This is a genomic window from Sediminibacterium sp. FW305-C-269 (assembly GCF_058231045.1).
In genome coordinates, this window is sequence record NZ_JBIQXQ010000002.1 from 985218 (window position 1) to 1012031 (window position 26814).

At 47.1% G+C, this 26814-nt stretch carries 27 protein-coding genes and 1 tRNA gene; 12 read left to right on the forward strand and 16 right to left on the reverse strand.

Features of this window, described 5'->3' with window-relative positions:
• Positions 1 to 16: 16 nt before the first annotated feature.
• The gene (locus tag ACH3Y6_RS09620; protein WP_490835391.1) at positions 17 to 652 is read left to right on the forward strand and encodes a DUF4294 domain-containing protein; all 636 of its coding nucleotides are present in this window, start codon (positions 17 to 19) and stop codon (positions 650 to 652) included.
• Here the strand turns inward: ACH3Y6_RS09620 and aat are convergent.
• The 8 genes from aat to ACH3Y6_RS09660 all read right to left on the reverse strand — a co-directional run bounded on the left by aat (position 631) and on the right by ACH3Y6_RS09660 (position 8894).
• The gene (gene aat, locus ACH3Y6_RS09625; RefSeq protein WP_490835392.1) at positions 631 to 1245 is read right to left on the reverse strand and encodes a leucyl/phenylalanyl-tRNA--protein transferase; all 615 of its coding nucleotides are present in this window, start codon (positions 1243 to 1245) and stop codon (positions 631 to 633) included. The genes ACH3Y6_RS09620 and aat overlap by 22 nt on opposite strands.
• A 152-nt stretch (positions 1246 to 1397) precedes the next feature.
• A complete protein-coding gene (locus ACH3Y6_RS09630; protein WP_490835393.1) occupies positions 1398 to 1712 on the reverse strand; it encodes an ATP-dependent Clp protease adaptor ClpS in 315 nt (104 codons plus the stop codon).
• A 220-nt stretch (positions 1713 to 1932) separates the two neighbouring features.
• Positions 1933 to 3360, reverse strand: a complete 1428-nt coding sequence (locus ACH3Y6_RS09635; protein ID WP_490835394.1) for a TolC family protein — start codon at positions 3358 to 3360, stop codon at positions 1933 to 1935.
• Positions 3357 to 6578, reverse strand: a complete 3222-nt coding sequence (locus ACH3Y6_RS09640; protein WP_490835395.1) for an efflux RND transporter permease subunit — start codon at positions 6576 to 6578, stop codon at positions 3357 to 3359. The genes ACH3Y6_RS09635 and ACH3Y6_RS09640 overlap by 4 nt, the downstream gene beginning before the upstream one ends.
• Positions 6579 to 6601: 23 nt before the next feature.
• The gene (locus ACH3Y6_RS09645) at positions 6602 to 7687 is read right to left on the reverse strand and encodes an efflux RND transporter periplasmic adaptor subunit (protein ID WP_490835396.1); all 1086 of its coding nucleotides are present in this window, start codon (positions 7685 to 7687) and stop codon (positions 6602 to 6604) included.
• A gap of 123 nt (positions 7688 to 7810) precedes the next feature.
• Positions 7811 to 8197 carry a hypothetical protein gene (locus ACH3Y6_RS09650; RefSeq protein WP_490835397.1) on the reverse strand — a complete coding sequence of 129 codons (387 nt, stop codon included), beginning with the start codon at positions 8195 to 8197 and terminating at the stop codon, positions 7811 to 7813.
• A 261-nt stretch (positions 8198 to 8458) separates the two neighbouring features.
• Positions 8459 to 8533, reverse strand: a tRNA-Val gene (locus tag ACH3Y6_RS09655).
• Positions 8534 to 8603: 70 nt separating this feature from the next.
• A complete protein-coding gene (locus ACH3Y6_RS09660) occupies positions 8604 to 8894 on the reverse strand; it encodes a hypothetical protein (protein WP_490835398.1) in 291 nt (96 codons plus the stop codon).
• A 132-nt stretch (positions 8895 to 9026) separates the two neighbouring features.
• Here ACH3Y6_RS09660 and ACH3Y6_RS09665 point away from each other — a divergent pair, with 132 nt between their 5' ends.
• A complete protein-coding gene (locus ACH3Y6_RS09665; RefSeq protein WP_490835399.1) occupies positions 9027 to 9359 on the forward strand; it encodes a DMT family protein in 333 nt (110 codons plus the stop codon).
• A 62-nt stretch (positions 9360 to 9421) separates the two neighbouring features.
• Here ACH3Y6_RS09665 and ACH3Y6_RS09670 read toward each other — a convergent pair whose 3' ends face one another.
• Positions 9422 to 9907: a hypothetical protein gene (locus tag ACH3Y6_RS09670; protein ID WP_490835400.1), complete on the reverse strand. Its 486-nt coding sequence runs from the start codon at positions 9905 to 9907 to the stop codon at positions 9422 to 9424.
• A gap of 208 nt (positions 9908 to 10115) precedes the next feature.
• Positions 10116 to 11156 carry a WD40/YVTN/BNR-like repeat-containing protein gene (locus tag ACH3Y6_RS09675; protein ID WP_490835401.1) on the reverse strand — a complete coding sequence of 347 codons (1041 nt, stop codon included), beginning with the start codon at positions 11154 to 11156 and terminating at the stop codon, positions 10116 to 10118.
• A 67-nt stretch (positions 11157 to 11223) separates the two neighbouring features.
• Here ACH3Y6_RS09675 and ACH3Y6_RS09680 point away from each other — a divergent pair, with 67 nt between their 5' ends.
• Positions 11224 to 11961 (forward strand): tRNA threonylcarbamoyladenosine dehydratase, encoded by a 738-nt coding sequence (locus ACH3Y6_RS09680; protein WP_490835402.1) that lies wholly within the window; start codon positions 11224 to 11226, stop codon positions 11959 to 11961.
• Between the two features lie 105 nt (positions 11962 to 12066).
• Here the strand turns inward: ACH3Y6_RS09680 and ACH3Y6_RS09685 are convergent, their stop codons facing one another.
• Together ACH3Y6_RS09685 and ACH3Y6_RS09690 are read right to left on the reverse strand one after the other, a co-directional pair.
• Positions 12067 to 13239: an exo-beta-N-acetylmuramidase NamZ family protein gene (locus ACH3Y6_RS09685; protein ID WP_490835403.1), complete on the reverse strand. Its 1173-nt coding sequence runs from the start codon at positions 13237 to 13239 to the stop codon at positions 12067 to 12069.
• A gap of 42 nt (positions 13240 to 13281) precedes the next feature.
• The gene (locus tag ACH3Y6_RS09690; RefSeq protein WP_490835404.1) at positions 13282 to 13728 is read right to left on the reverse strand and encodes a YkgJ family cysteine cluster protein; all 447 of its coding nucleotides are present in this window, start codon (positions 13726 to 13728) and stop codon (positions 13282 to 13284) included.
• 392 nt (positions 13729 to 14120) lie between these two features.
• Between ACH3Y6_RS09690 and ACH3Y6_RS09695 the strand changes: the two genes are divergently transcribed.
• The 6 genes from ACH3Y6_RS09695 to ACH3Y6_RS09720 all read left to right on the forward strand — a co-directional run bounded on the left by ACH3Y6_RS09695 (position 14121) and on the right by ACH3Y6_RS09720 (position 20789).
• A complete protein-coding gene (locus ACH3Y6_RS09695) occupies positions 14121 to 16004 on the forward strand; it encodes a DNA topoisomerase IV subunit B (protein WP_490835405.1) in 1884 nt (627 codons plus the stop codon).
• A 108-nt stretch (positions 16005 to 16112) separates the two neighbouring features.
• Entirely contained in the window at positions 16113 to 16955 is an 843-nt protein-coding gene (locus ACH3Y6_RS09700) for a DUF1835 domain-containing protein (RefSeq protein WP_490835406.1), read from the forward strand.
• The gene (gene gloA2, locus ACH3Y6_RS09705; protein WP_490835407.1) at positions 16955 to 17350 is read left to right on the forward strand and encodes an SMU1112c/YaeR family gloxylase I-like metalloprotein; all 396 of its coding nucleotides are present in this window, start codon (positions 16955 to 16957) and stop codon (positions 17348 to 17350) included. Before ACH3Y6_RS09700 ends, gloA2 begins: the two co-directional genes overlap by 1 nt.
• Before the next feature lie 10 nt (positions 17351 to 17360).
• Positions 17361 to 17756, forward strand: coding sequence for a hypothetical protein (locus ACH3Y6_RS09710; RefSeq protein WP_490835408.1), 396 nt, complete (start codon positions 17361 to 17363; stop codon positions 17754 to 17756).
• 6 nt (positions 17757 to 17762) lie between these two features.
• Complete coding sequence (locus tag ACH3Y6_RS09715; protein ID WP_490835409.1) at positions 17763 to 20279, forward strand: DNA gyrase/topoisomerase IV subunit A; 2517 nt, start codon at positions 17763 to 17765, stop codon at positions 20277 to 20279.
• A gap of 33 nt (positions 20280 to 20312) precedes the next feature.
• Entirely contained in the window at positions 20313 to 20789 is a 477-nt protein-coding gene (locus tag ACH3Y6_RS09720; protein WP_490835410.1) for an SRPBCC family protein, read from the forward strand.
• 21 nt (positions 20790 to 20810) lie between these two features.
• On the opposite strand, the gene ACH3Y6_RS09725 is transcribed toward ACH3Y6_RS09720, so the two are convergent.
• Entirely contained in the window at positions 20811 to 21704 is an 894-nt protein-coding gene (locus ACH3Y6_RS09725; RefSeq protein ID WP_490835411.1) for a hypothetical protein, read from the reverse strand.
• A 139-nt stretch (positions 21705 to 21843) separates the two neighbouring features.
• On the opposite strand from ACH3Y6_RS09725, the gene ACH3Y6_RS09730 reads away from it, so the two are divergent.
• The 3 genes from ACH3Y6_RS09730 to ACH3Y6_RS09740 all read left to right on the forward strand — a co-directional run bounded on the left by ACH3Y6_RS09730 (position 21844) and on the right by ACH3Y6_RS09740 (position 24556).
• Entirely contained in the window at positions 21844 to 22689 is an 846-nt protein-coding gene (locus tag ACH3Y6_RS09730) for a CvfB family protein (protein ID WP_490835412.1), read from the forward strand.
• A gap of 71 nt (positions 22690 to 22760) precedes the next feature.
• Positions 22761 to 23939, forward strand: a complete 1179-nt coding sequence (locus ACH3Y6_RS09735; protein WP_490835413.1) for an acetyl-CoA C-acyltransferase — start codon at positions 22761 to 22763, stop codon at positions 23937 to 23939.
• Positions 23940 to 24040: 101 nt separating this feature from the next.
• Entirely contained in the window at positions 24041 to 24556 is a 516-nt protein-coding gene (locus tag ACH3Y6_RS09740; RefSeq protein WP_490835414.1) for a GNAT family N-acetyltransferase, read from the forward strand.
• Here the strand turns inward: ACH3Y6_RS09740 and ACH3Y6_RS09745 are convergent.
• From ACH3Y6_RS09745 to ACH3Y6_RS09755, 3 genes are read right to left on the reverse strand one after another with little or no spacing between them, the layout of a single operon-like run.
• The gene (locus ACH3Y6_RS09745) at positions 24551 to 25510 is read right to left on the reverse strand and encodes a c-type cytochrome (RefSeq protein ID WP_490835415.1); all 960 of its coding nucleotides are present in this window, start codon (positions 25508 to 25510) and stop codon (positions 24551 to 24553) included. The two genes, ACH3Y6_RS09740 and ACH3Y6_RS09745, sit on opposite strands and share 6 nt — an antisense overlap.
• 1 nt (position 25511) lies before the next feature.
• Positions 25512 to 26015, reverse strand: coding sequence for a DUF6691 family protein (locus ACH3Y6_RS09750; RefSeq protein ID WP_490835416.1), 504 nt, complete (start codon positions 26013 to 26015; stop codon positions 25512 to 25514).
• Complete coding sequence (locus ACH3Y6_RS09755; RefSeq protein WP_490835417.1) at positions 26012 to 26575, reverse strand: YeeE/YedE family protein; 564 nt, start codon at positions 26573 to 26575, stop codon at positions 26012 to 26014. The genes ACH3Y6_RS09750 and ACH3Y6_RS09755 overlap by 4 nt, the downstream gene beginning before the upstream one ends.
• Between the last annotated feature and the right edge of the window lie 239 nt (positions 26576 to 26814).

Here is a 26814-nt window from a genome sequence, read left to right on the forward strand (position 1 = left end):
TCTATTTTTAAGTCGTTTGAAGCGTTTATTGTCACATATCATCCTTCCCTGTATGCTGGCTGCCGGCGGGTTGTTTCCAGGTAAACTGGCTGCACAAACCCATGGTATTTACGATACCGTAAAAGTGTACGCCTATGTTACGCCAGAAGGGGATACCATTCCTTATGGCGGTTATCTCCCTTCGGTAGAAGTGTATGGGCGCATGTCAAAACAATGGCGCAATTACTGGGCCGACTGGACCCGCCTCCGCAATGCCGTGTACGTTACTTATCCGTATGCAAAGAGGGCCGGTTTCATCATGAATGAGATCAATGCGAAGCTGGTGAATGTATCAGACCGCAAACAGCGGAAAGCCATCATCAAATCGAGGGAGCGGGAACTGAAAAAAGAGTTCACGGACAAGCTCACCAATCTCTCCGTGTACCAGGGAAAAGTGCTGATGAAACTGATCTATCGCGAAACGGGTAATAACTGTTACGAGATCATTGATGAATACAAAGGGTTTATCAGTGCTGCTTTCTGGCAGACCGTAGCAGTATTGTTCGGCAGTAACCTGAAACAGAACTATGACCCCCGCGGTAAAGATCTTGACATGGAAAAGATCGTGCGTGATGTGGAGCGCATGTATGGTTACCGAAGCTCTGCCCCATAATCCTGTAATGCTTTTAGGAAGGTTGTTCTGGGGATCATTTCTGCACCCAGACTGGCCAGATGATCTGTGTATACCTGGCAATCGACCAGGTAGATATTTTCTTCTCTTAGCTGCTGTACAAAAAGGATAAACGCAAACTTACTGGCATTGCTGACTTTGCTGAACATACTTTCACCAAAGAACAGCCTGCCCATTTTGATCCCGTACAAACCGCCCACCAGTTCATCACCCAGCCAGGCTTCGGCACTATGGGCATATCCCATTTTGTGTAATTGGTTAACGGAAGCTTCCAGTTCATCAGTGATCCAGGTGCCGTCCTGTCCGGGACGCTGCAGTTCTTTGCAGTGCTGTATCACCTTCGGGAAAGCCTCATCTACGGAGAACCGGAATGTTTTTTTCCGGATCAGTGCCTGCATGCTCTTGCTCACTTTCAATTTGTCCGGAAACAGTACAAAACGGGGATCAGGACTCCACCAGAGGGGTGTGTCATCGCTGTACCACGGAAAGATCCCTTTTTGATAAGCCAGTAACAATCGCTCTGCACTCACATCTCCGCCTATTGCCAATAATCCATCCTCCATTGCATCTTCCACAGGAGGGAACCAAATTGTGTTATTGAGAACATGAAGGGGCAAGGGCGGGAATTAATTAGTAATGGATAATTAGTAGTTAGTAATTGATCATAAGCCTATACCGAAGGAGCAGTTTTAATGAATGACAATAACTTTTAATTATTAACTATTAATTACTGATTGCCCGTCACAGCTTCGATCGTGGCACCGATACCTCTGTCGGTGATGGCATCACACATGGGTTTCAGCGTGTCGTAGTCGCCTTTTTTTACAGCGTATTTACCTTGTGTATGGATGAGCAGGGCACATTGCTCTGCCTGTTCTTCCGTATGACCACAGACACGGATCAGGGTTTCGATGACCCATTCAAAAGTGTTGACCTCATCATTCCATACCACCAACTGGTAGGAATTTGCCAGTTCGGTCAGGGTATCCTGCTCGCTTTCCTGTAAGGGTCTTGTAGCTGCTTCGTAACTCTGCCACATCATGTCGCAAAGTTAATTCCTATCCTGTTTATCGGAAAAAAAGTTCATGGATTTATGTAAAGCGTTAATTGATAAGGGATGGAGGAGTGTATATGGGAGATGGTCTCACTCTTTCAGCAGCCTGCGTTTCAGTTTTCGGCTTCCTTGTTGGTTATTGTATAAAATAAGCAGGCAGCCATCGAGAGGGACTGCCTGCCTATATAAACGCATTTGGGTCGGTTACTCAATTCCAGCCGCCGCCCAGGGCTTTATAGATATTCACCTTAGCTTCCAACTGTTTCAGTTTGATCTCGATCAAGTCTATTTTGGAATCCAATGCCTCCCGCTGCGTCAATAACACTTCAATATAGTCGGCCCTGGCAGAACGGAAAAGGTTGTTTGAGATATCGATTGATTGCGTTAGAATCTCTACTTCCCTGGCTTTTGTTTCATAACTCCTGGTGTAGTTCTCCATTTGGGAAAGTTGGTTCACTACTTCCATATGTGCATTCAGGATCGATCTTTCAAAATGATATGCCGACTGGATCTGCCTGGCATTGGCATTGAAATAACTGGCTTTGATGGCATTCTTGTTAACCAGCGGTGCTACCAGCTCGCCGCCTACATTATAAAGGATCGATGCAGGTCTGATCAGGTATAACGGGTTATAGGCCTGGAAACCCAGTCCTGCCTTAAGGCTGAAAGAAGGATAGAAATTGGCTTTTGCAACCGTAACATCCAATCTGGCCGCTACCAGTTCTAATTCTGCCTGACGGATATCAGGACGGTTTGCCAGCAGTTGTGAAGGCACTCCTGCAAAAATCGGATCGTAAACCAGGTTGTTGAAATCAGCGGTATTCCTTGCGATGGGTTGCGGGAAACGGCCTGTTAAAAAATTGATCCTGTTCTCTGCTTCTACGATTTTCTGCTGGATCTCGTATTGCATGTTCTTTGTGTTGAGCAATTGGGCTTCGAATCTGTTCACCGCCAATTGCGTCACTTTGGCCGCTTCTTTCTCCAGCTTCACTAACTGCAGGGCATTCTTTTGCAATTCAACGTTCTGTTGTATGATCAGCAATAGATTATCAAGCCCCATTAACTCGTAATAGGAGCTGGCGATCTCAGCGATGATATTGGTGACCGCAAAATTTCTTCCCTCAACACTGGACAGGTACCTGAGTGCGGCAGCTTTTTTGGCATTGTGTAATTTATGCCACACATCAAGTTCCCATGAGAAAAAAGTCCCTGCCATAAAGTCGCCGAAGTACCTGGGTCCTTTGTCCGGGTTGGTTTTTAAGTCCTCTTCTGACAGGCCGTTCCAGGTATACTTTCCTTCTTTTATCCTGGCTGCTGTTCCGCCTATGTTCAGGAATGGCAGGTATTCTCCTTTTTTCGCCATCACTTCATTTTTGCTCATTTCAATTTCCTGTAAAGTGATATTGAGCTCCTGGTTATTCCTCAATGCGGTATCTATCAGTGCAATCAGGTAAGGGTCTTTGAAATAATGGGCCCATTTGATATTGGCTGCGTTGACAGTGTCCTGCGAATTGTTATAAGCCGCAGGGGTCATCCTGTTCTCTGTTTTGCCTGTAATAGCAGGTGTTTTGCAGGCGATCATCAGAACGATGCCAAGTATGGGCCAACTGTATTTATGGATATTTTGGTTTGTCATTTTCTGTTTCTGATTCGTTTGATAATTTTTTGGATCTGTTTGCTGAGCGCACTGTCGGAATGGTTTTCTACAAAATCCTCACTCAGCGGATTTTTGTCTTCATCCCAGATCAGGCTTTTGCCTTCCTGCAGTTTTCCGAATATGAAGTATAGTCCCGGCACGATGATCACGCCGAAGATGGTTCCGAATAACATACCACCCAGCGCAGAAGCGCCAATGGTGTGGTTGCCGACTGCGCCTGGTCCTGTTGCAATGACCAATGGTATCAAACCTGCGATGAATGCAAAAGAGGTCATTAAGATAGGGCGAAACCTGGCTTTGGCACCTTCGATCGCAGATTGAAGAATGGTAGCACCCTGGTTGTTCTTCTGAACAGCGTATTCAACGATCAATACGGCGTTCTTTCCAAGCAATCCAACAAGCATGATGATACCTACCTGCGCATAAACATCGTTTGCTAATCCCATTGATTTTAGCAGCAAGAGTGATCCGAATATGCCGGGAGGAAGAGAAAGTAATACCGCAAAGGGCAGGATAAAGCTTTCATATTGTGCAGCCAGTATCAGGTATACGAAAAACAGTACCACAAGTAACAGGTACAGTGCTTCATTCCCCTTTTTGGCTTCATCGTATGAAATCCCTTCCCAGGCAATATCATAGCCCCGGGGAAGGGATTGTGCAGCCACTTCTTTAATAGCCCTGATGGCATCACCGGAAGAATACCCTTTGGCAGGCATACCGTTGATCAATGATGAGATGTATAGGTTGTAACGCGATATTTCATTCGGCCCCTGCGTCTTTTTAATGGTCATGAACGCGGAATAAGGCACCATTTCACCATGATCATTTTTGATGAACATGTTTAAAATGTCTGATGGCTGTTTCCTGAATTCAGGGCCGGCCTGCGTATAAACTTTATAGAAGTTATTAAAACGAATGAATCCCTGTTCATAGGTGCTTCCGATCATGATGTTCAGGTTTTCCATGGCATCGCCGATGGAAACACCTTTTTGCATGGCCAGCTTGTTGTCTACCAGGATCTCATATTGCGGGTACTTGGCCGAGTAAAAAGCAAACAGACCGTTTAACTCCTTCCTTTTCTGCAAGGCAGCAAGGAATGCCTGATTCACCCTGTCGAACTCCTGGTAATCCGGGTCGCTGCTTTTATCCAGCAACCGAAGCGCAAATCCGTCAGAAGCGCCATAACCCGGTACGGCAGGGGGCTCAAAATACTCGATATGGGCAGGAAGATCATTTGATTTCTCCTCTAACTCTCTGATGATCTCTTTCACGGATTGTTTCCGTTCAGACCAGTCTTTCAGGTTGATCAGACAGGTTCCGGCATTGGAGCCCCTTCCTTCTGTGAGGATCTCGTAACCGGCAAGTGCTGTAACGGATGAAACGCCTGCTACCTGCTTTGCCAAGAGCTGGAGTTTCCTGGATATTTCATTGGTACGTTCCAGTGTTGTACCCGGAGGGGTTTGAATGATGGCATAGATCTGTCCCTGGTCCTCATTGGGAATGAACCCGGCAGGGAGTGTTTTGTTGATCCCCAGAATTCCTAATGCGAATGCGATCAGGACCCCGTAAGTAATGAGCTTCCGGTTTACGATCAGGGAAAGGAACCGGGTGTACCTGCCTGTGACCCTTTCGAATTTGTTGTTGAACCAATCAATGAAGAGGGTGACGGGTGTTTTCCTTTTCGGTTTCTTATGCGTATTCTTCAGCAGGATGGCGCATAAAACCGGCGTAAGGGTAAGCGCCACAAAACCCGATATCAAAATGGCGCTGGCCATTGTTAATGAGAACTGGCGGTAGAGCACACCCACAGGTCCGGGCATGAAAGCTACCGGAACAAACACGGAAGTCATCACCAGGGTAATAGCGATGATGGCGCCACTGATTTCCCCGACTACTTTTTTCACTGCCGCAAAGGCCGATAGGTTCTCTTCTGCCATCTTCACGTGCACGGCTTCCACCACCACAATCGCATCATCCACCACCACACCGATCGCCAATACCAGTGCGAACAGCGAGATCAGGTTGATGCTGATGCCGAAGAAACTCATCAGGGTAAAAGCCCCGATCAGCGACACGGGAACAGCCAGGATAGGAATGATCGTGGAGCGGAGATCGCCCAGAAAAATAAATACGACGATGGCTACCAGTACGAAGGCTTCCAGTAAAGTGTGTAACACTTTTTCAATGGACGCATCTACGAATTTCGATACATCATAATTGATCTCATAATCAATTCCGGGCGGGAAGTCCTTTTTCAGCTCCTCCAGTTTCGCCTTCACTTCATCAATCACCATGCTGGCATTGCTGCCCGGGTTCTGTTTCAGCACCAATGAGGCTGAAGGGTGACCGTCTTTATTTGAGTAGATATCCACAAATTCGCTTCCAATCTCCACTTCCGCTATGTCTTTCAGCTTTAACGCTTCCCCATCAGGATTGGCTTTGATAATGATATTCTCATACTGTTCCGGTTTATTATACCAGCCCTTGTAGGTAAAAACATATTCCTGCGATTGCGCCTTTTTTCCTGAGCTCAGACCCACTCTTCCGGGCCTGGCAAGTACGCTTTGTTCGTCAATCGCTTTCAATACCTCGTCGGCAGACAGGTTATAGGCCCTCATCCGTTCAGGATTCAGCCATACACGGATGGCGAATGCTCGGCTACCGATTGCCTGAGCAAAGCCCATACCTTTGATACGCTGCAGCTCAGGTAACACAAATGTATTGGCGTAGTTGAATAAAAACTTTTCATCAACACTGTTGCTCTTGCTGTAAAGGTTTAAATACATCAGCATGCTGGGTTGTAACGGAGAAATGATTACTCCCTCACGTTGCACCAGTGGCGGAAGATTGGTCATTACCTGGTCAACCCTTGATTTAACCCTTACAGCAGCCAGCGTAGGATCGGTTCCGGGTTCAAACACGATATCGATACTGGCTTCACTGGCACTGGTGGCATCAGACAACATGTATTGCATGCCCTGCACACCGTTGATGGCACGTTCCAGGATAGTGAGGGTTGATTTTACCAGTACATCCGCATTGGATCCGGGAAATTCGATGAAGATGGTTACCCTGGGTGGGGCAATCTCCGGGAACTGTGCCACAGGGGATGATTTGATTGCCAATAACCCTGTGAAAATGATCAGTACAGATAAGGCGATGGCAAGAACAGGCCTTTTAATAAACTTATTAAACATTATTCAGTTTTTTAGCTCTTGCCTTATTCGGCATGTAATTTTTTTAATTCCATCAGTTCTTTTTCAAAAGGAACCAATTCATAGGTTATTTTCTGTTTGTCCCGCACTTTGCCCAATCCTTCTGCAAGAATCTTGTCTTTGGAACCGAGACCTGAGGCAACGATATACAAATGCGGTAATTCCTGCGATATTGTGATCTGCCTGGCTTCCAGCACATTGTTTTCATTGACTACATAAACAAACTTCTTATCAAGTACATCGAATGTTGCTTTTTGAGGTATGAGGATGGCTTTCTTCAGGGGAACGGGCATCCGTATATTACCTGTTTCGCCGTGGCGCAGGATACCTTTCGGGTTGGGAAATGCCGCTCTGAAGGCAATATTGCCTGTTTCGTTGTTGAAGTCTGCTTCGATCGTTTCTACCACACCGGGTAAATGGAACCGCTCACCATTGGCCATTTGCAGTTGCACCTGTTGCTGGCTTTTGGGTTTCGCCTTCTGTATATAATTCAGGTATTCCGCTTCCGGTACATTGAAGTACACCCACATTTTGCTGTTATCAGAAAGGGTAGTAAGCAGTTCGCCTTCATCGATCAGGCTGCCCAGCCGCTTGTAAAAGCGATCCATGAAACCATTAAAAGGTGCACGGATTTCTGTAAAACCAAGATGCGCTTTTGCCAATGCCAGTTCCGCCTTTGCTTTGTTGAGTTTGGCCTTATTCAGGGATAGCTCGTTCTGGGAAACCACGTTATTGTCGGCCAGAGCCCTGGAATTATTGTATTCGATCTCTGCAAAGTCCATTTCCGCCTTTGCTTTCTCCACTTCGGCCTGGTAGATCACGGGCATAATCTTGAACATGAGTTGTCCTTTTGTAACGTACTGACCCTCGTCCACAAAGATCTTTTCGAGGTAGCCCTTTTCCTGGGAACGTAATTCGATATGGCTGGCAGAACGAATCTGGCCAACATACTCATTGTAAATAACCGTATCGGTTTCTGCCGGAGAGGTAACCAGAAATTTGCTTTCGGTTTCTGCTGCTTCTTTTTTCTCTGCACAGGATGAATACAAAAGGGAAGTGGCCACAAAGGCGAGAATGAAAATCCGCTTCATTAAAGTAGTGATTGTATTGAAATGAATAATAGTTGCGTTGATAGGAATATCCTATGCTGCGGCATGTGTATGTCTATGAAGTAGGAGACCCCATAGTACAAGAGGTCTCAAAAGGAAACCGTATTAAGCGATGTGATTCTTCCAGGAATGGTGGAGAATAAAAAAAGGGATCAGCGGCTGTTGCTGAACAGAAGAATTTAATTGTAAATAGCGGATCTTCTGCATGTAATCGTGGCCAAGTTGGTCTGTGGGAGATTGCAGGGCAGGGGCGCTGTAAAGTTCCGGTTCATTGTTTTGTCTGTCCTCATCCTCTTCTTCATCTGCTTCCATTTCTGTTGCGCCGTGCGAAGGTTCCTGGGTAAGCAGGGAGGATTCTCCTTGTGCCTGTTTGGCGGTAAGCAGCCTGGACGCTACTTTCTGGCTACCGAATATGTTACCGGAGAAAGAAAAGGGGTGAAACTGCTGAAGAAAAAAAGTGAATGCGAAAACAACCAGAAAAAGTTGTTTCATGATCATTCCTGCGAGCGATAAGCCTTGTTGACTTAGGGGGCTATGTGTAAACTTTTTTTGCATCCGGCGGGCGAAAGTACTATAAATCCTATTAATGATCGTTTTGGGTGTTATGATAGCCCTTGACTTTAATTAATGTTTAAGGAAAGCAGGAGTGTCACAAACATCTTGATGGCAAATGCCTGGCTTGGGTGATGTAAGCCAGATGGCAGAAATAAAAAAGCGTTTACAGATGTTGGTCGTGTAAACGCTTTTATTATGTGGGAGCACACGGGTTCGAACCGCGGACCCTCTGCTTGTAAGGCAGATGCTCTAAACCAGCTGAGCTATGCTCCCTTTTTTGTTGGGAGTGCAAAAATAGGGTCTGAACCGTATCCTCCAAAAAAAAGTTTCAATTTTTTTGAAATTAATTTAGTTGCACTGCCGGAAGCCGGTAATGCTGGCTGTCATACACAAACAATTCCTCTATATGATAGTTCCAGTATTTGTATAGCGGCGATTTAGCCAGGTAGCCGTCTGCTTCTGCTTTGGTTTCCGTGTTTACAGTGATCCAGCAGGTCTGGCTTTCCATACTTACGGCATAACTGTCAATAATGCCTTTATTGATGAGGTAATTGATGTAGGTACGGTGCGGTGGAACAAACGACATGAACTGATCATCCATCGTAAACTTGATTATTGCCTGGAATTTCTTCATGCTGCTTCATTTTACTGTTTTTACCGCTGCAAGATCCGTGCAACGGTGTTATCAGATGGCAAACTGGCAACCGATAGGCCGATAAACTGCATTTATAGCAGTATTTTAGCACCACGCTAAATGTACAGGTATATGCTGAGAACAGTCGGACTGCTTTTATTATCCAATATCTTTATGACGTTTGCCTGGTATGGGCATCTGAAAGACAAAGGATTACCGCTTTGGAAAGCCATTCTGGTCAGCTGGGGTATCGCTTTTTTTGAATATTGCCTGATGGTACCTGCCAACCGGTTGGGATTTGCAAACGGCATGAAAGGTTTCCAGTTAAAGATCACCCAGGAAATCATCACCCTGTTGGTGTTTTCGGTTTTTGCGGTCTGGTATCTGAAAGAACCTTTTCAGACCAAATACCTGATCAGTTTTCTCTTCCTGGTAGGAGCTGTTTATTTCGCCTTCCGGAAATAAAATAACAAGGGGCATCCCGTTGCCGGTCTGCCCCCGTTTTACCCTGCTGCATAAGAAAAAGGTTAGCCGTTGGAGGCTTGTTTCCGGTCTTTTATTTTCTTTCGTAAACGTAGTTTCTGCTCGGGAGACAGGCTGTCTGTCCGGTGCTTCATTTTCTCTTTCAGCGCCGCTTTTTCTTCCGGAGACATTTTTTGCAGTTTATCCCTCATTGCTTGCTTCTTCACCGCCATACTGTCTGCCCGTTGTTTCATTTTTTCCTTGAAAGCTGCTTTTTGTTCAGGAGAAAGGCTGTCGAACCTGGCACGCATCTTGTCCCTCATGTCTTTTCTTTTACTCATCATGCTGTCTGTCCGGTGCTTCATTTTCTCTTTGAAGGCTGCTTTCTGTTCCGGTGATAGGCTGTCGAACCTGGCACGCATCTTTTCTCTCATCTCTTTCCGCTGTTCTATGCGGAGGCTGTCCTTCATGCCTTTGTGACCGCCTTTTTGTGCAGACACCTGCAAAAAGCCGGCACCTGCCAGTAACGTGAGAACGATCAGTTTCTTCATATCCTTTTTTAATGAGACGGGAGTTGGCGTAAAAAGTTTAATCCGGGTGGGACAGAAGTGCATTTTCACCGCAGAGCCGCAGAGGGGCGGGGAGGTGCGCAGGGAATCTGTTGGCACCCCGGTGGCTCTGCAGTGCACAGAAGGACTCACAGAAGAGTAACTCTCCGCGTAAACGCATGCGCTCTCAGTGGCTCTGCGGTGAAAAAGATCACCAGACCAATTTCGCGATCCTGCCATTGCTACCCGCCAGAAAAACAGCTTTACCTTTTTTGGCTTTCTGGCATACATGATAACTTTCTTTGGAGATAAGCTCCCAATTATTACCCCCGTCTTTCGATAGGTCAACGCCGGATGTGCCGCAGGTAAGCAGGTGGTTCTTATCCAGATAGATTACACAGGAGCGGTAGCCATGCGGTGGGGTCTGTGGAACCTGATACTTACTGGGTCTATATCCATTGGCCGGATCCAGGGTAAAGAACACACTATTCCCCTTGCTGATGGTGTCTTTTGTAAAATCGCCGCCCACCACAAAACCGTATCTGTCTTTGTAAAGCGCCAGTGAATTGGCCCCTGTTGAGCTTTGTCCCTGCAGGATAGGCAAACTGTCTGCACCCATATTATGCAAGAGCCGGGAAACTTTGCCTCCGGAAGCCAGCACAAAATGGTTGAATCCGAAAGTATGCATGGCAAGATTGGAACCGCTTGATGCAAAAAAAGCTTCTCCTTCATTGGCTGTAATACCCCTGCCATCGGGCCGGGGTGAACTCATTTCCCAGGTATCGCCGCCATCTCTAGTTAGCGCCAGAAAGATCTTTCCCTGAATGGGGTCACCTACCAGTCTGCCGGTTTTTTTATTGGGAAAATCCATCGCATCAAAAAAAGCTCCCTTTGTTGTATCCTCAAAAACTTTTCTCCAAGTTAATCCGCCGTCAGTTGTTTTCAGTATGGCTGCGGGCTCAGTAATAGCCATGATCAGTGCGGTATTTTTATCAAAAGCTTCAATATCCCTGAAATCATTTTTTTCGTAACCGGGAACAGTGGTCCAGGTAAAGGTTTTACCCCCGTCTGTCGAGCGGGCTACCGAACCTTTGCTGCCGCTGGCCCAGATCACGTCATCATTTACTACACTCAGCCCGCGGATACTGATCTTTTTACCCGATTCCAGTACTTGTATGCCAGGTAGTTGTGCTGCAGCAGTAAAAGAAAGATTTATCAGTACCGCCAGTGAAAATATTTTTAAAAACCGCATAGGAACTACATTTTTGCAAACTAATATACTGTATTTCGTACTGAGAACTTTGTAAACCGTACCCGTCATGATCCCTTACTGGATGAGCCGTACCCAGCTGCTGCTGGGTGATGAAAAAATGGAGAAGCTGCTGTCTAAACACGTACTGGTAGTAGGATTGGGGGGAGTAGGCGGCATTTGCGCAGAAATGATCGCCCGGGCCGGTGTGGGCAAAATGACAATCGTGGATGCGGATACGGTAGACCTGAGCAATGCCAACCGCCAGATCCCTGCACTGCATTCTACCGCGGGTAAAGGCAAGGCCGAAGTAATGGCGGAACGTTTGAAAGACATCAATCCAGACCTGGAACTGACCGTTTTATCCGTATACATCAAGGAAGAGCTGACCCGGGAGATACTGGACCAGGGCAGTTTTGATTACGCTGTGGATTGTATCGACACACTTTCTCCCAAAGTGCATTTCATCAAAGCCTGCAAGGAAAGGGATATACCGATAGTGAGTTCCCTGGGTGCAGGTGGCAAAGTAGACCCTTCGCAGGTGATGATCACGGATATTTCCAAAACTTACCAATGCAACCTGGCCACGTATGTACGCAAAAAATTACGCTATCTCGGAATTCGCAAAGGGTTACAGGTAGTGTTCAGTCCTGAACCTGTTGAACAGGAGCGTATACTGGTCACCGAAAAAGCTTATCCCAAAAAATCCATAATCGGCACTATCAGTTATATGCCGGCTATTTTCGGCTGCATGTTAGCCAGTGTAGTGATCCGGGATCTCGGAGGCATCAAAGCTTTGAACAGATAACGGATTGCCGAATTGTAGATTGTCAAATAAGTCTCACATCATCGGAAACTTACATTCAACATTCATCATTCCTTGTTCTTCTGTTCATCTGTTCCCTTCTCTTATTCAATATAGCAAAAATTGCCCCACCTGTTCTTTCCATCCTCTGCATTGCGTGAGCCTGGTGGTTTCTGCGATAAATCTGGGAAGGGGAAGTTCAAACAACGTTTCACTGTTGGCAACACCGAGTAGTTTATCAAGATGTTGCTGACCGGTAGGATTTACCAGGGTAACATAGGGTTTCCAGGTAAATTGCTGCGGATATAACTCTTTGATCAGGCGGATCAGGATCATTCCAAAGGAAACGGACTGGAAATAATTCGGTTCACGCACTTCCAGCTGCACACCGCTGCATTTTTCTCTGAAGTATTTTGTGTTTTGGTCAGATGAACTGAAAGTAACAGCAGTTACCTCCACATCGTCGAGTCCCATTTCATTCAGAATACCGGCAATGGCTTTTCCCTGCAGCCAGGGTGCTCCCGCAGCGCGGAAACTGTATTCGGTTCCCCGCCCTTCGCTGATATTGGTAGCTTCCAGCAGACAGAGGCCCGGGTATAACAACATGCTTTCGAAACATTGAATAGCTGGAGATGTGGGTACAAAGGGGATGCCCCATTCGGGTTGAAACTGGTTGCGTTGCCAGTCCTGACAACGGATTACTTCCAGTTCACAATGCAGGTTCCTGGTGGCATTGAAATATATAGCCAGTTCTCCCAATGTACAGCTATGACGGATGGGTATGGCCCAGCGTCCGATAAAAGATGCCTGTGCTTCATCCAGTATCGGCCCTTCGGCCAGTTCCAGGTTGCCGGAAATGGGGTTGGGCCTGTCGAGCACCACTAATTTTTTCCCGTGCCGGGCACAGGCTTCCATCAGGTGGGTCAGCGTCCATAAATACGTATAAAACCGGCTGCCGATATCCGGTATATCAAATAATAGTATATCCAGTTTTGCCAGGTCTTCTGCGTCGGGTGCCAGTTTGTGGCTGTATAAACTGATCACGGGCAGACCTGTCAGGCCGTCTGTTCCGTCCTGGACCCGATGCCCGTCTGCACCACTTACATCCAGCCCGTGTTCGGGAGAAAAAAGCGTTCTGATGTTGAATTGCTGTTGCAATAACACTTCACGTGAAGGGGCCAGGCTCTGGGTGGTAGCAGCATGATTGGTGACCAGCCCAATGCGTTGGTTCTTCCAGGAAGGTGGATCGGACAGGAGAACATCTATTCCAAAATGGATCATGCCGTAAAGATAGGGGTTAGCATGCCTGTTTTATGGAGTGTGTCAGGACGGACGGGTGTTAACGATATCCCGCTCGAACGACATTTCATCTTTCAGTTGCTCTACTACATTAAAGATGATGGGGCATCGTTCATAATGCATGAATGTGGTGAACAGCCTTTGTTTGAAATGCGGCAGGTGCAGTGCCGGGAACTCCTTGCAACCCTCAAAACGGTGTTCGTACACACTGCATTTCCGATCGATCAGGAAGGGACAGGGCATGCGGTTCATGATCATGAGCCCGTTACTGCCTTTTTCCAGGTAAGCCTGGTCAAAATCCTCCCGGCTCTGACCCAGGTGCTGTGACAGGTTATCGGCTTCCGTATCGTTGATCAGCACCATCAGGCTCTTGCAGCAGTTGCCGCAATCGGTGCAGTTGATGCGGGGACTGATCCGCTGGTCCAGGCGGGAGACCATCAGGTCTATCTGCTCGTCGTTCCGCTCTTTCACAAAATCCCTGAACCGGTCATTCTCAGCTGCATGGGCAGCAGAAAAAGCCGCAATTTTTTCCAGGTCGGTCTCAATATGGGGACTTGTTGTTTCGATGCCGCAAAACTAAGTGGTATCAATGGCAGAAAAGGGATTAATTCAGATTTTTGGGCGATTTATCCACATTCTGAGCCCATTTGTAGAAAAGTAAAATTGTGCCGCGGTGGGAGGTGGTTAGATTTGCGGGTTGGAGACTAATTAGCAAATTAATGAATGGGCAAATTTGCTAATGCAAGCACGGAGAGACTGGATGTTGTGCGTATTGTTACGGATTGCCGGTCTATAAGCCGTCAATTGAACGTACTCTCCGCCGATACATAAAAACTAAGCTGATAATAAACAAAGACTGAGACATGGCCGAAGAGAAGAATGTTTTTGAATACAATGAGGAATCGATCCGGTCGCTCGACTGGAAGGAGCATATACGCCTGCGCCCGGGTATGTATATCGGTAAACTGGGCGATGGCTCTGCACCGGATGATGGGATCTATGTATTGATCAAGGAAGTGATCGATAACTGTATCGATGAATACACGATGGGTTATGGTAAACAGGTAGAGCTGATCATTGAAGGCAAAACGGTCACCGTGCGTGACTATGGACGCGGTATCCCTTTGGGTAAAGTGGTGGATGTGGTCAGTAAGATCAATACCGGCGCCAAATACGACAGCAAAGCTTTCCAGAAAAGTGTGGGTTTGAATGGTGTGGGTACCAAAGCAGTGAATGCCCTGAGCCAGTATTTCAAGGTGACGGCTTACCGGGATGGGAAAGAAAAGACCGCAGAGTTCGAAAAAGGGGTGTTGGTGAAGGAACACAAAGAGGCCAAGACCAACGAACCCAACGGCACCCGGGTGGAATTCACACCCGATGATACCGTGTTCCGTAATTTCCATTACATACATGAGTACCTGGATAACCAGTTGTGGAACTATTGCTACCTGAATGCGGGACTGGCCCTGTATTTCAACGGTAAGAAATACGTGAGTAAAAACGGGTTGCTCGATCTGTTACAGCGCAAGACCAATTCGGAGGAGCTGCGTTATCCCATCATTCACCTGAAGGGAGAAGATATAGAAGTGGCCCTGTCGCATAACAACGATTATGGCGAGGACATTTTTTCCTTTGTCAATGGTCAGTACACTACACAGGGCGGTACCCACCAGCAGGCATTCCGGGAAGCCTATGTGAAAGTGGTGCGCGATTTCTTCAAAAAAGACTATGAGGCATCCGATATCCGTACCAGTATTGTTGCCGCCATTTCGGTGCGGGTGCAGGAGCCGGTGTTTGAGAGCCAGACCAAGACCAAACTGGGATCACAGAATGTGTATGAGGGTGGACCGAGCATGAAGAATTTCGTGCTTGATTTCCTGGCGCGTGAGCTGGATAATTTCCTGCATAGGAACCCCACAGTGGCCGATGCCCTGAAAAAAAGGATCGAGCAGAATGAAAGGGAACGCAAGGAATTGGCTGGCATTAAAAAGCTGGCCAACGAACGCGCCAAAAAAGCCAACCTGCACAATAAAAAGCTGCGCGACTGCCGCGTGCACCTGAATGATGATGTTCCGGCGAAGAACAAAGAGGAATTCATTGCTTTACAGAACAACTCGACAATATTTATCACCGAGGGTGATAGTGCGAGCGGAAGTATCACCAAATCGCGCAGCGTGGATTCACAGGCAGTGTTCAGCCTGCGGGGTAAACCGCTGAATTCGTATGGACTCACCAAAAAAGTGGTATACGAGAACGAAGAGTTCAACCTGTTGCAGCACGCATTGAATATAGAGGATGGCCTGGAAGGTTTGCGGTATAACAATATCGTGATCGCTACCGATGCCGATGTGGACGGTATGCACATCCGTTTGCTGATGATGACTTTTTTTCTCCAGTTTTTCCCAGACCTCGTGAAACGTGGCCATGTATACATACTGGAAACTCCTTTGTTCCGTGTGCGGAACAAACAGGAAACCATTTACTGTTACGATGAGAATGAAAAACAGGCAGCGGTGAAGAAGCTGGGCGGCAAGCCGGAGATCACCCGGTTCAAAGGCCTGGGAGAGATCTCGCCGGAAGAATTCGGCCGCTTTATTGGCCAGGACATCCGCTTACAACCCGTGATACTGGAGCAGGGCGATCACATACAGCAACTGCTCGAATATTACATGGGCAAGAATACCATGGAACGCCAGGAATTTATCATCAATAACCTGAAGTTCGAATTGGACCTGGTGGAGAATTGAAAAGTTAAAAGTCAAAAGTTAAAAGTGAAAACTTGATGAGGTGATTGATCGCTCATTAGTCTTGCTTGAAAATTATTAATTTCTAATTACTAACTACTAATTAACACAATGCTTCATATCGTATTTGAACAAGCCAACGTAGATGCCCTGCAGAAAGCGATGGAACTGGACGAGAGTTTGCAGGGAGAGGTCGTTGAGATCAAGGATGATTTTGCCGTAGGACCTTTGGGAGATATCTACGGTGCGGAAGGATACCAGGAGAGGCGCGACTGGTGGAAAACCCTGCTCGAATATTCGCCTTATACCGAACAGTTGAATATTGTAGACGATAAACTGACCGTACATAACCTGCTGAAAAAACTGGACGAAGAAACCGAAGAACAGGTATGGATCTGGATGGGGCAAAATGCGCATGATGTATGCGGGTATTACTGGCTGATGAGCCAGCTGAAAGAGTACCAGGGACGGGTACAGGTGTTGTACCTGAATAACCTTCCTTTTATCAATGAGAAAGGAAATATCTTCTACCCGACCAACTTGTGGGAGATACAACCCAAAGAGTTCCTGAAAGCAAAGAAATTGGCCAGACCCATTACATTGAGCGAATTTGAAGTGGACCCGGATGAGTGGAAGAAGACCTGCCAGGAGAATAGCCTGGTGCGTTTTCTGGAAGGCGGTAAAAAACTGGTGGGAAAGGAGGTGGATTTTTACGATAAGGATATCCTAACTAACGTAACCAGGGAATCGCAGAAACTGAACAAAGTACTGAGCAATACCCTGAACAAGATGAAAGTGAAGACCGGAGACGTGTTCCTGGTATGGCGCATGCGTGAAATGGCTGCGGCAGGAAAACTGGAACTACCCGGAGATTGGAATAAGGGATGGAAAGAGATCACTGTCCTGTTACCTGGAGGAACGACCACTGCAGAAACAGCCGAAACAGAAGCCTGATGATGCAGCTTCACGCCATACACCATGTAGCCATGCTTACCAGTACGGAATTGTATGAGGACTCTAAACGGTTTTATACGGAAGTATTGGGTTTTACGGTGCTGGCAGAACAGTTCAGGAAAGAGAGGAACTCGTACAAACTGGACCTTGCCCTGAACGGGAAATACCAGGTAGAACTGTTCTCTTTCCCCGATTACCGGGAGCGGGCTTCTTTTCCGGAAGCAAAAGGCTTGCGACACCTTGCATTTGCGGTGAAGGATATAGAAGAAGGATATGCCTGGCTGACAAAAAATGCGGTAAAAGTGGAAGCGATCCGGGTGGATGAACATACCGGGAAACGTTTTTTATTTTTTTATGATCCTAACGGGCAACCGTTGGAATTGTATGAGTTATAATTTTTGAACTATGATCGAGATCAGACCCTTACCCAAAGTGGCAGAAGATGAACGCGGGCCTACCCATTATTTTGATACGGACAGAACAGGACAGTTTGTATGCGGATTCAGAAAAGCTGGTTCAGTTAGTGCCAAACATTACCATAAGGGTTTGTCGGTAGGCAAGAATCCCGAAGTACTGGTATTGTTCCAGGGTGAACTCACCATCAACTGGTTTGATGTTCGTAACCCTGAGATCCGGGGTACGGAAAAAGTAAAAGCTCCGGCACTGGTAACCGTATACCCGTATGCCTGGCATGAAGTGATCGCGGATACGGATATGATTTTTTTAGAACAGAATACATTGGAAGACGGTAAGACAGACACTTACTGGCTGGAAGAAACAGTGGCCCAAGGGCAGAAATAGTTTACTATGGCGAAAGAAAAAAAAGAGAACAGGATATTTGAGAATGAAACCGGTGTGCAGGGCCAGTACAAGAACTGGTTCCTGGATTATGCATCATATGTGATACTGGAACGTGCCGTACCTGCCATTGAAGATGGATTGAAACCGGTGCAACGCCGTATCCTTCATGCCATGAAGGATATGGATGATGGCCGTTTCAACAAAGTGGCCAATATCATTGGACAGAGTATGCAGTACCACCCGCATGGTGACGCCAGCATCGGTGATGCATTGGTGAACCTGGGGCAAAAAGACCTGCTGATCGAGACACAGGGTAACTGGGGTGATGTAAGAACCGGAGATGAAGCGGCGGCATCGCGATATATTGAAGCACGTTTGTCCAAGTTCGCACTGGAAGTGGCGTTTAACCACAAGACCACCGAGTGGCAGCTGAGTTATGATGGGCGAAAGAATGAACCGGTAACGCTGCCCATGAAATTCCCTTTACTGCTGGCACAAGGCGCTGATGGTATTGCGGTGGGTTTGTCTACCAAGATATTACCTCATAATTTCTGTGAACTGATCGAGGCTTCGATCAAATGCCTGCGCGGGAAGAAATTCGAACTCTATCCCGATTTTCAGACCGCGGGTATGATCGACGTGTCTAATTACAACGATGGTAAACGGGGCGGTAAAGTACGGGTACGCGCCCATGTGGAGGAACTGGATAAGAAGACGCTGGTGATCCGCGATGTACCTTATGGTGTTACTACCACGCAATTGATGGAAAGTATTACCAAAGCCAATGATCATGGTAAGATTAAGATCAAAAAAGTAACAGATGTAACGGCGGCAGATGTGGAAATACAAATAGACCTGGCGCCGGGTATTTCACCAGATATTACGATTGACGCATTATACGCATTCACCGATTGTGAGATCAGCATATCGCCCAATGCCTGTGTGATCGTGAACAACAAACCTCATTTCCTTACGGCACATGAATTGCTGCAGGTATCTACTGAGAACACCAAAGCATTACTGAAGAAAGAGCTGGAGATCAAACTGGCCGAGCTGGAAGATAAATGGCACTATACCTCACTGGAAAAGATATTCTTTGAGGAAAAGATCTACAAAGAGCTGGAGCAGAAACATGCTACCTGGGATGCAGTGATCGATGCTATCGATAAGGCTTTCACACCATTCAAGAAAAAACTGAAACGGCCTATTGAGCGTGAAGATATCCTGAAGCTGACCGAGAAACCGGTGAGAAGGATCTACCGGCTTGATATCAATGAACTGAACGAACAGATCAAAGCCATCGAAGCGGAAATCAAACAGGTAAAATTCGACCTGGATAACCTCACCGATTTTGCCGTGGCTTATTTTGAGATGTTGCTGAAGAAATACGGCAAAGGTCGTGAACGTAAAACAGAGATCAGGGAATTCGATACCATCCAGGTAAAACAGGTGGCTATCGCCAATACCAAATTGTACCTGAACCGTTCTGAAGGTTTTATCGGAACCGGTTTGAAAAAAGATGAGTTCCTCTGCGAATGTTCTGATTATGATGATATCATTGCGTTTACCCGGTCTGGTATTATGAAAGTGGTGAAGGTTTCCGATAAAGTATTTATCGGAAAGGATATCATCTATGCCGCCGTGTTCCAGAAAAACGATGAGCGTACAACCTATAACATGATCTACCTCGATGGTAAATCGGGCGTTAGTTATGCCAAACGGTTTAACGTAACCGGCGTCACCCGTGATAAGGAATATGATTTGACCAAGGGGTCGGAAAAAAGTAAAGTACATTATTTCACGGCCAATCTGAACGGTGAGGCGGAAGTGGTGAAAGTGATCCTGAGCCCGAATTGTACCGCACGTATCAAAGAATTCGATTTCTTCTTTGAAGAACTGGAGATAAAAGGACGCGGCAGCATGGGTAACCAGGTAACCAAGTATCCTGTCAAGACCGTCAAGTTCAAGGAAGCAGGAAGAAGCACCCTTGCTGGGAGAAAACTGTGGTTTGATGATAAGTTTGGTCGATTGAATACAGAGGAGAAGGGACAGTACCTGGGAAGTTTTGAAGATGAGAAAGTGATTGTATTCTATCACGACGGTTCCTATGAACTCACGGATACGGAACTGACCCAGCGTTTTGAGCCGGACAAGATCGCCTTGATCGAAAAATTCGATCCCGAAAAAGTGATCACTGCGGTTTACCTGGATACGGACAAACAGCAATACAATATCAAACGCTTCAAGATAGAGACTACTACGATGAAGACCCAGTTCACTTTCATCAAGGAAGGAGAGGGTAACCGCCTGGAAGCAGTAACCACCGATCCGGAACCAATACTGGAAGTACAGAGCGGCCGTGGTCAAACCATACGCAAGGCCAAATTCAAAGTAGCCAAAATGGTGGAAGTGATGGGCTGGAAAGCGGTAGGTGCCAAACTAACCGATTATAACAAGACCATTGAAATGCAATGGGAACAGAAGCACCGGGAAGACAACGCGCAACCTGAACTCTTTGGGTAAACCCCGGCCCGTTGTTTGCCGTATAACTGATGTATGGCTAAACAATATGTTTTCACAACCCGCTGGCAGATCAAAGCGCCCTTACACCAGGTATGGAACGCCATTGAGGATTCACTCAACTGGCCCAACTGGTGGAAGGGTGTTGTTGCTGTAAAAGAACTGGAGAAAGGTAATGCACAAGGGCTGGGTGGCATTCGCTGTTATACCTGGCGCAGTGTATTACCTTACCGCCTGGATTTTCACATGCAGCTGACCGAGCTGGAAAAATACAGACGCCTAAAAGGCATCGCTACCGGAGAACTGGAAGGAGAGGGCGAGTGGCTGTTCGAAGAACAGGACGGCATCACCCATATCCATTATCATTGGATCGTATTCACCAATAAATCATGGATGAACCATTGGGATTTCCTGTTAAGGCCTGCGTTCAGTTACAACCACAATGTGGTCATGCGCTGGGGTGCCAAAGGGCTGGCCCGGAAACTGCAGGCAGAACTGGTGAGTTACCAATAAGAAACCTGATGATACAGGATTTTATGGTTTCTTCTTCAGTTTTAGTGTGGCGCTTTTACTGAGGTCGCTGCTCAGCAGGGTCTCATAACGGGTAGTGCCATCGTACAGAATCAATGCGGCGGTATTGGGTGGTTTGGTACCCAGGTTCTCGGCAAACATGCTCAGCTCGTTGAAGGGCAGGGAAGGATCCAGGTTGATCGTAAGCCTGACAGCCCTGTGTGTCAGCGATACTTTGGGTAATACCAGCTTGTTGTTCAGGTACAGCGATACCATATCGCCATCGATCTCACCATTATCATAGATCTCTATCCGTACCGCATTGTTTTCCAGTTCCAGTTCCTTGGTGTATACTTTGCTCCTTTTGGCAAATTCGTCCGCGGGTGTTACCTGTATGTCCGGAGTGATCGGCACGACAACTACCGTATCGACCTTTGCTGGTATTTCTTCGGTTATTACCAGGTCGGTGGTATCGTTCGAAAGTGTGAACCGGTAGTTGATCTCCGGAACAGTATACCTGTGGTCGTTATCGGGCAATAAGCTGCCGGTCAATACTGATCCTGTTTTCGATACCAGGAGGTTAAAATTTCCCGACATGTTCACATCAATACTATTCCTGGCGCTCTGCGAGAGGTAATAGATCATGGAAAAAGGTTGCAGGCTGAGTTTGCGGCTGCCGGCATCAAAACTACCTTTCACTGGAACCTTTACCAGGCTGTCTTTGAAATAATAATCCAGTTCACCCCATACCTGTTTTCCCTTTTGCCGGAGGATGAGTTCTGAGAGATAGTTGTGGTACTCCCGCGTGTTCTGCATTTTGCCGATACCAAACCAATGACCATTTACCTGCTGTGCAAACAAGGGACTGATAACTGATATACAGCCCAGTAACAGTAAAATCCTGAATTTCGCTACCATATTAGGCGCAAAATATCGAATGACAGCTTTGTGTCGGTTTGAAAGTTGCTAACATCTGGAAAAAGCAGGTGAAATTCCCTTGAAAAAGGGGTTGGTGCAAATAAGCGTACCTTTGCAGCACGGAATAACCTGTTTATCTATGCAACCCATACAAGTTGGTCAATACAATACCCTTAAAGTAAGTCGGAAAGTTGATTTTGGATTTTACCTCGAAGACGGAGGAGAGGGCATACTGCTGCCCAAACGTTTTGCGCCCCGCACTCTTCGGGTGGGCGATGAGCTGGAGGTATTTGTGTACCATGATTCGGACAACCGCCTGATTGCTACTACCCAAAAAGCCAAAGCCGTGGTGGGTGAGATTGCCAGGATGAAATGCGTATCGGTCACCGGACAGGGCGCTTTTCTCGATTGGGGACTGATGAAAGACCTGTTCGTACCCAAAACCAAACAACTGGGCGGTATGCGCGAAGGCGCCGAGTACCTCGTGAAACTGTATATTGATGAGCAGACCGGCAGGGTGGCTGCCACAGAAAAAATAGAGGCTTTGCTCAGTAATGATGAACTCACCGTGAAGGAGATGGATCTGGTAGACCTGTTGGTATACCGCCAGTCAGAACTGGGTTATGTAATGATCGTGAATAACCGGCACATAGCTATCCTGCACAGTAATGAAGTGTTTACCACACTGCATATCGGCGATAAAATGAAGGGGTTTGTGAAAACCATACGTCCTGATCATAAGATGGATGTGGTATTGGGTAAACCCGGATTTCAGAAAGTGGAAGATGAGGCAGGAAAGATCCTGCGTTTGCTGCAGGAGCATAACGGTTACCTGCCGTATCATGATAAATCCGATCCGCAGGAAATCTACGATTTCTTCGGGATGAGCAAGAAAACGTTTAAAATGACCACCGGTAACCTGTATAAACAGCACAAGATCGCATTCACACAAACAGGAATCCAACTGGTAAGTGATGACGAATAGTGCCAGTTGGATTACATGCTAACAATTGTTAGCGTTATTTCGTACCTTAGCCCAAAATAAAGTTGACAGTAATGGTCTATATCGTTTCAGCCGTACGTACACCCATCGGTAGTTTCGGTGGCAGTTTAAAAGATTTCAGCGCACCGCAACTGGGTGCCATCGCCATTAAAGCGGCCGTTGAGCGTGCCGGAATCCAGCCAGCTGATGTGCAGGAAGTGTTGATGGGTTGTGTGATCCAGGCCAATACTGGTCAGGCACCTGCCCGGCAGGCGGCAAAATTTGCCGGCTTACCTGATCAGGTCATTTGCACTACAGTAAACAAAGTTTGCGCAAGCGGTATGAAAGCAATTGCGCAGGGGGCACAAAGTATTTTGCTGGGTGATGCTGATATTGTGGTGGCAGGAGGTATGGAGAGTATGAGTAATGTTCCGTACTACAGTCCCAATCTCCGTTGGGGAAACAAATATGGTAATGTGTCTATGATCGACGGACTGGCAAAAGATGGTCTTACCGATGTGTACCACAACTATGCCATGGGTAACGCAGCCGAACTCTGCGCCAAAGAATGCGGCGTATCGCGCGAAGCGCAGGATGCTTTTGCCATAGAAAGTTACCAGCGCAGTCAGGCAGCCTGGGCCAAAGGAGCATTTGATGCAGAGATTGTGCCTGTTCCTATCCCGCAGCGTAAGGGAGACCCCATCCTGTTCGCCAAAGATGAAGAAGCTTTTAATGTAAAATTTGATAAGATCCCCGAACTCAAACCTGCATTTACCAAAGAGGGTACGGTAACCGCGGCCAATGCTTCTACCATGAATGATGGTGCGGCAGCAGTAGTGCTGATGAGTAAAGCAAAAGCTGATGCCATGGGTATCAAACCCCTGGCCATTATCCGCAGTTATGCCGATGCGGAACAGGCACCCGAATGGTTCACCACAACACCTTCTCTTGCTGTGCCTAAAGCGGTTGCCAAAGCCGGTCTCCAAATGAGTGATATTGATTTTACCGAACTGAACGAAGCTTTTTCCGTTGTGGGCATCGTGAATACCCAAAAAATGCAGTTAGATCCCGCTAAAGTGAACGTACACGGCGGGGCAGTATCATTGGGCCATCCGTTGGGTTGCAGCGGCGCGCGTATCATCATTACCCTTATCAATGTGCTGAAACAACATGGTGGGAAGATTGGTGCTGCCGGTATCTGTAATGGCGGAGGAGGTGCGAGTGCGATGGTGGTGGAAGTAATTAACAATTAGTAATTACTAATTATTAATTTCTTAATTGTTAATGAATGTATTGTTTGCTGCGGTGGATGGGATCGCTATGGGTGGCCCTGTTTTCCGCAGTAATTTTTTGTATGATCCAGATCAAATCAATTGAGCCGGCAGATGCAGAACTGATCGCAGACATCAGCCGGGAGACTTTTTACGACACGTTTGCCGTTCACAATACCCGGGCAGATATGGATAAATTCCTGGCGGAACAGTTCAGCAAGGAACAGCTGATGAAAGAAGTTTCGGAACCGGGAAATCTATTTTTCATGGCTTATGCAGATGAGGCCCCTGCCGGTTATCTTTTTATCAAGGACCGTTCACATCATTTGCTCGTTTCTTCCGCAGCAATAGAAATATCCCGTTTATATGTGCGGAAACCGTTCATAGGAAAAGGGGTGGGAAAACTGCTGATGCAGCATGCGATCGGTCATGCCGGACAGTTACAGAAAAATACGGTCTGGCTCGGCGTATGGGAGCACAACCAGCCTGCCATACGATTCTACACTTCTTTCGGCTACCGGAAATTCGGGGAACACGATTTTATCCTGGGCGATGATGTGCAACGTGATTGGCTGATGCAGCGGCCGGTGAACTTATAAGCCGGTGGGCGTGACTTTCCAGGGACCGAATTTGTGCTGTTGTTCACTGATACTATCCGCATAAGGACCAAAGGGATGATCGAAGGGTTTGGTTCTGATATTGGGCCAGTCGTTACGGGTATCTTTTACAGGCCTGGGTTGCGAGTTCACAAAAGCCGCAACATCCCATGCCTGTTCATCGGTTAACTGCGGCTGGTGATAATTACAGGGATATGGCATATTATTCTTTACGAATCCTGCAAACCTCGACAGCCGGAATAAACCTGCTCCCGTATTATAACTGTGCGGCCCCCATAATGGCGGATATTCATAACCTGCCTGTTTGTTGTTCAACTGTCCTTCGCCATTGCTGCCATGGCAGCGTTGACAGGTGGTAATATACACTACAGAACCTTTTGCGGGATCAGCAGCCCTTGACAGGAACGGGAGTTGCATAATGCCAGATCCTTTTGGATGGGTTCCCTTGGGCACATCCTTGCCCAGCCATTGCAGGTAAGCAACAAAAGCCTGCATTTCACGGCTGCTGCTGTCGAGCGATCGTCCGTTCAGGCTTCTTTCTAAACAATCGTTCACTCTTTTTTCAATACTTTCTATCTGTCCCGACCTGTCGCGGTATTTGGGATAGTTGGCAGCTACGGCGCCATAATTATTGCCCCAGGGTTTGGTGCCTGCATCCAGATGGCAGTTCTGGCAGTTCATACCATTACTGATCTGTGTTACGCTGCCTTCAGGACCCAGGTACTGTGCTGTATGTACGATCAGTTCCCTTCCATAGCGGATGAGAGAATCTTCCGCATCTACCGGTAACTGGTTGGCACTGGCACCTGTCCAGCAATCTGCTTCTCTGGTCATCCTTGTGGCTGGATCAGGTTGGGGCGTCTTCCACCATACAATCATCATCACAGCTGTGACCATGACTGTAAGAAGCAATAACCATTTGTAACGCTGCAACATCTTAATGGGGCAATTTTTCTCTCACCAATCCATACACCCAGGTTCCGGCGATGGCGCTGAAAAGTGTGGCCACCACCACTGTAGCACCTGTTCCGATCTGTGCGAACAGTGGGCCCGGGCAGGCACCCGTCATCGCCCAGCCAAAACCGAACATCAGTCCGCCGATGATCTGGCCTTTGTTGAAGGGGCGATCATGCAGGTCAATCTTTTCACCGTAAATGGTTCTGATATCAAATTTCTTGATGATAAAAACAGAGAATGCGCCAACGGCCACCGCAGAACCGATCACACCGAACATATGAAAACTTTGCAGGCGGAACATTTCCTGTATCCGAAACCAGGAGATCACTTCGGCTTTGGTGAGGATGATGCCGAACAGCAATCCGGTAGCCAGGTATTTGAGGTTAAACCACCAGGGATGAACCAGTTCACTGCTGTTCACACAGACCGCATCGAGTGAACGGGTTTCAAAATCGGTATTTGTTTCTTGTATCGGGTTACTCATAATTGGAGGATAAAGGGTAAAATAAGATTGGCCATGATAAAACCTCCGGCCATGAAACAGATCGTTGCTACCAGGGATCCCAATTGCAGGTTGCTCAGTCCCATAATGGAATGACCGGATGTACATCCACCCGCATACCTGGTTCCAAAACCCACCAAAAAACCACCCACGACCATCAGGATGAAACCTTTGAGGGTTGCCAGTGCGGGCCAGTTAAAGAGTTCCACTGGCATCATGCTGCTGTGGTCGGTGATGCCGTATCCCTGTAATTCGGTCAGCAGTTTTTCATGCACCACGACTGGCTCAGGATTACCCAAAAAAGTAGCGGCCAGGATACCGCCCCCCAGCACGCCTGTCACAAAGAACAGGTTCCAGCTCTCTTTTTTCCAGTCGTAACGGAAGAAAGGAATTTTTGCCGGTAAACAGGCAGCACAGAAATGTCTGAGCGAAGAGGATATCCCCAGTGTTTTATTACCGATCAGTAACAGGAAAGGTACCATCAGTCCGATCAGGGGGCCTGCCACATACCAGGGCCAGGGCTTTTGTAACCATTCAGGCATAAAAAAGTATTTGGGTACAGAGGTTGTTGCGAGACTGTAAATTATAAAAAAAACTCCGTGTAGCATTGTTGCCTCTATGAAAGGCCGTAACAACCGCAGTTATTTGAGGATGGGCCTATGCAGGATAAGGGGCAGTCGCTCGGCTCCGCCGAGTGACGCTTATCCCCAGGCTTCCAGCCGTGAAAATTAAAATTCAAAATTAAAAATTCAAAACTCTTGAATCACAAGACATCTATCCC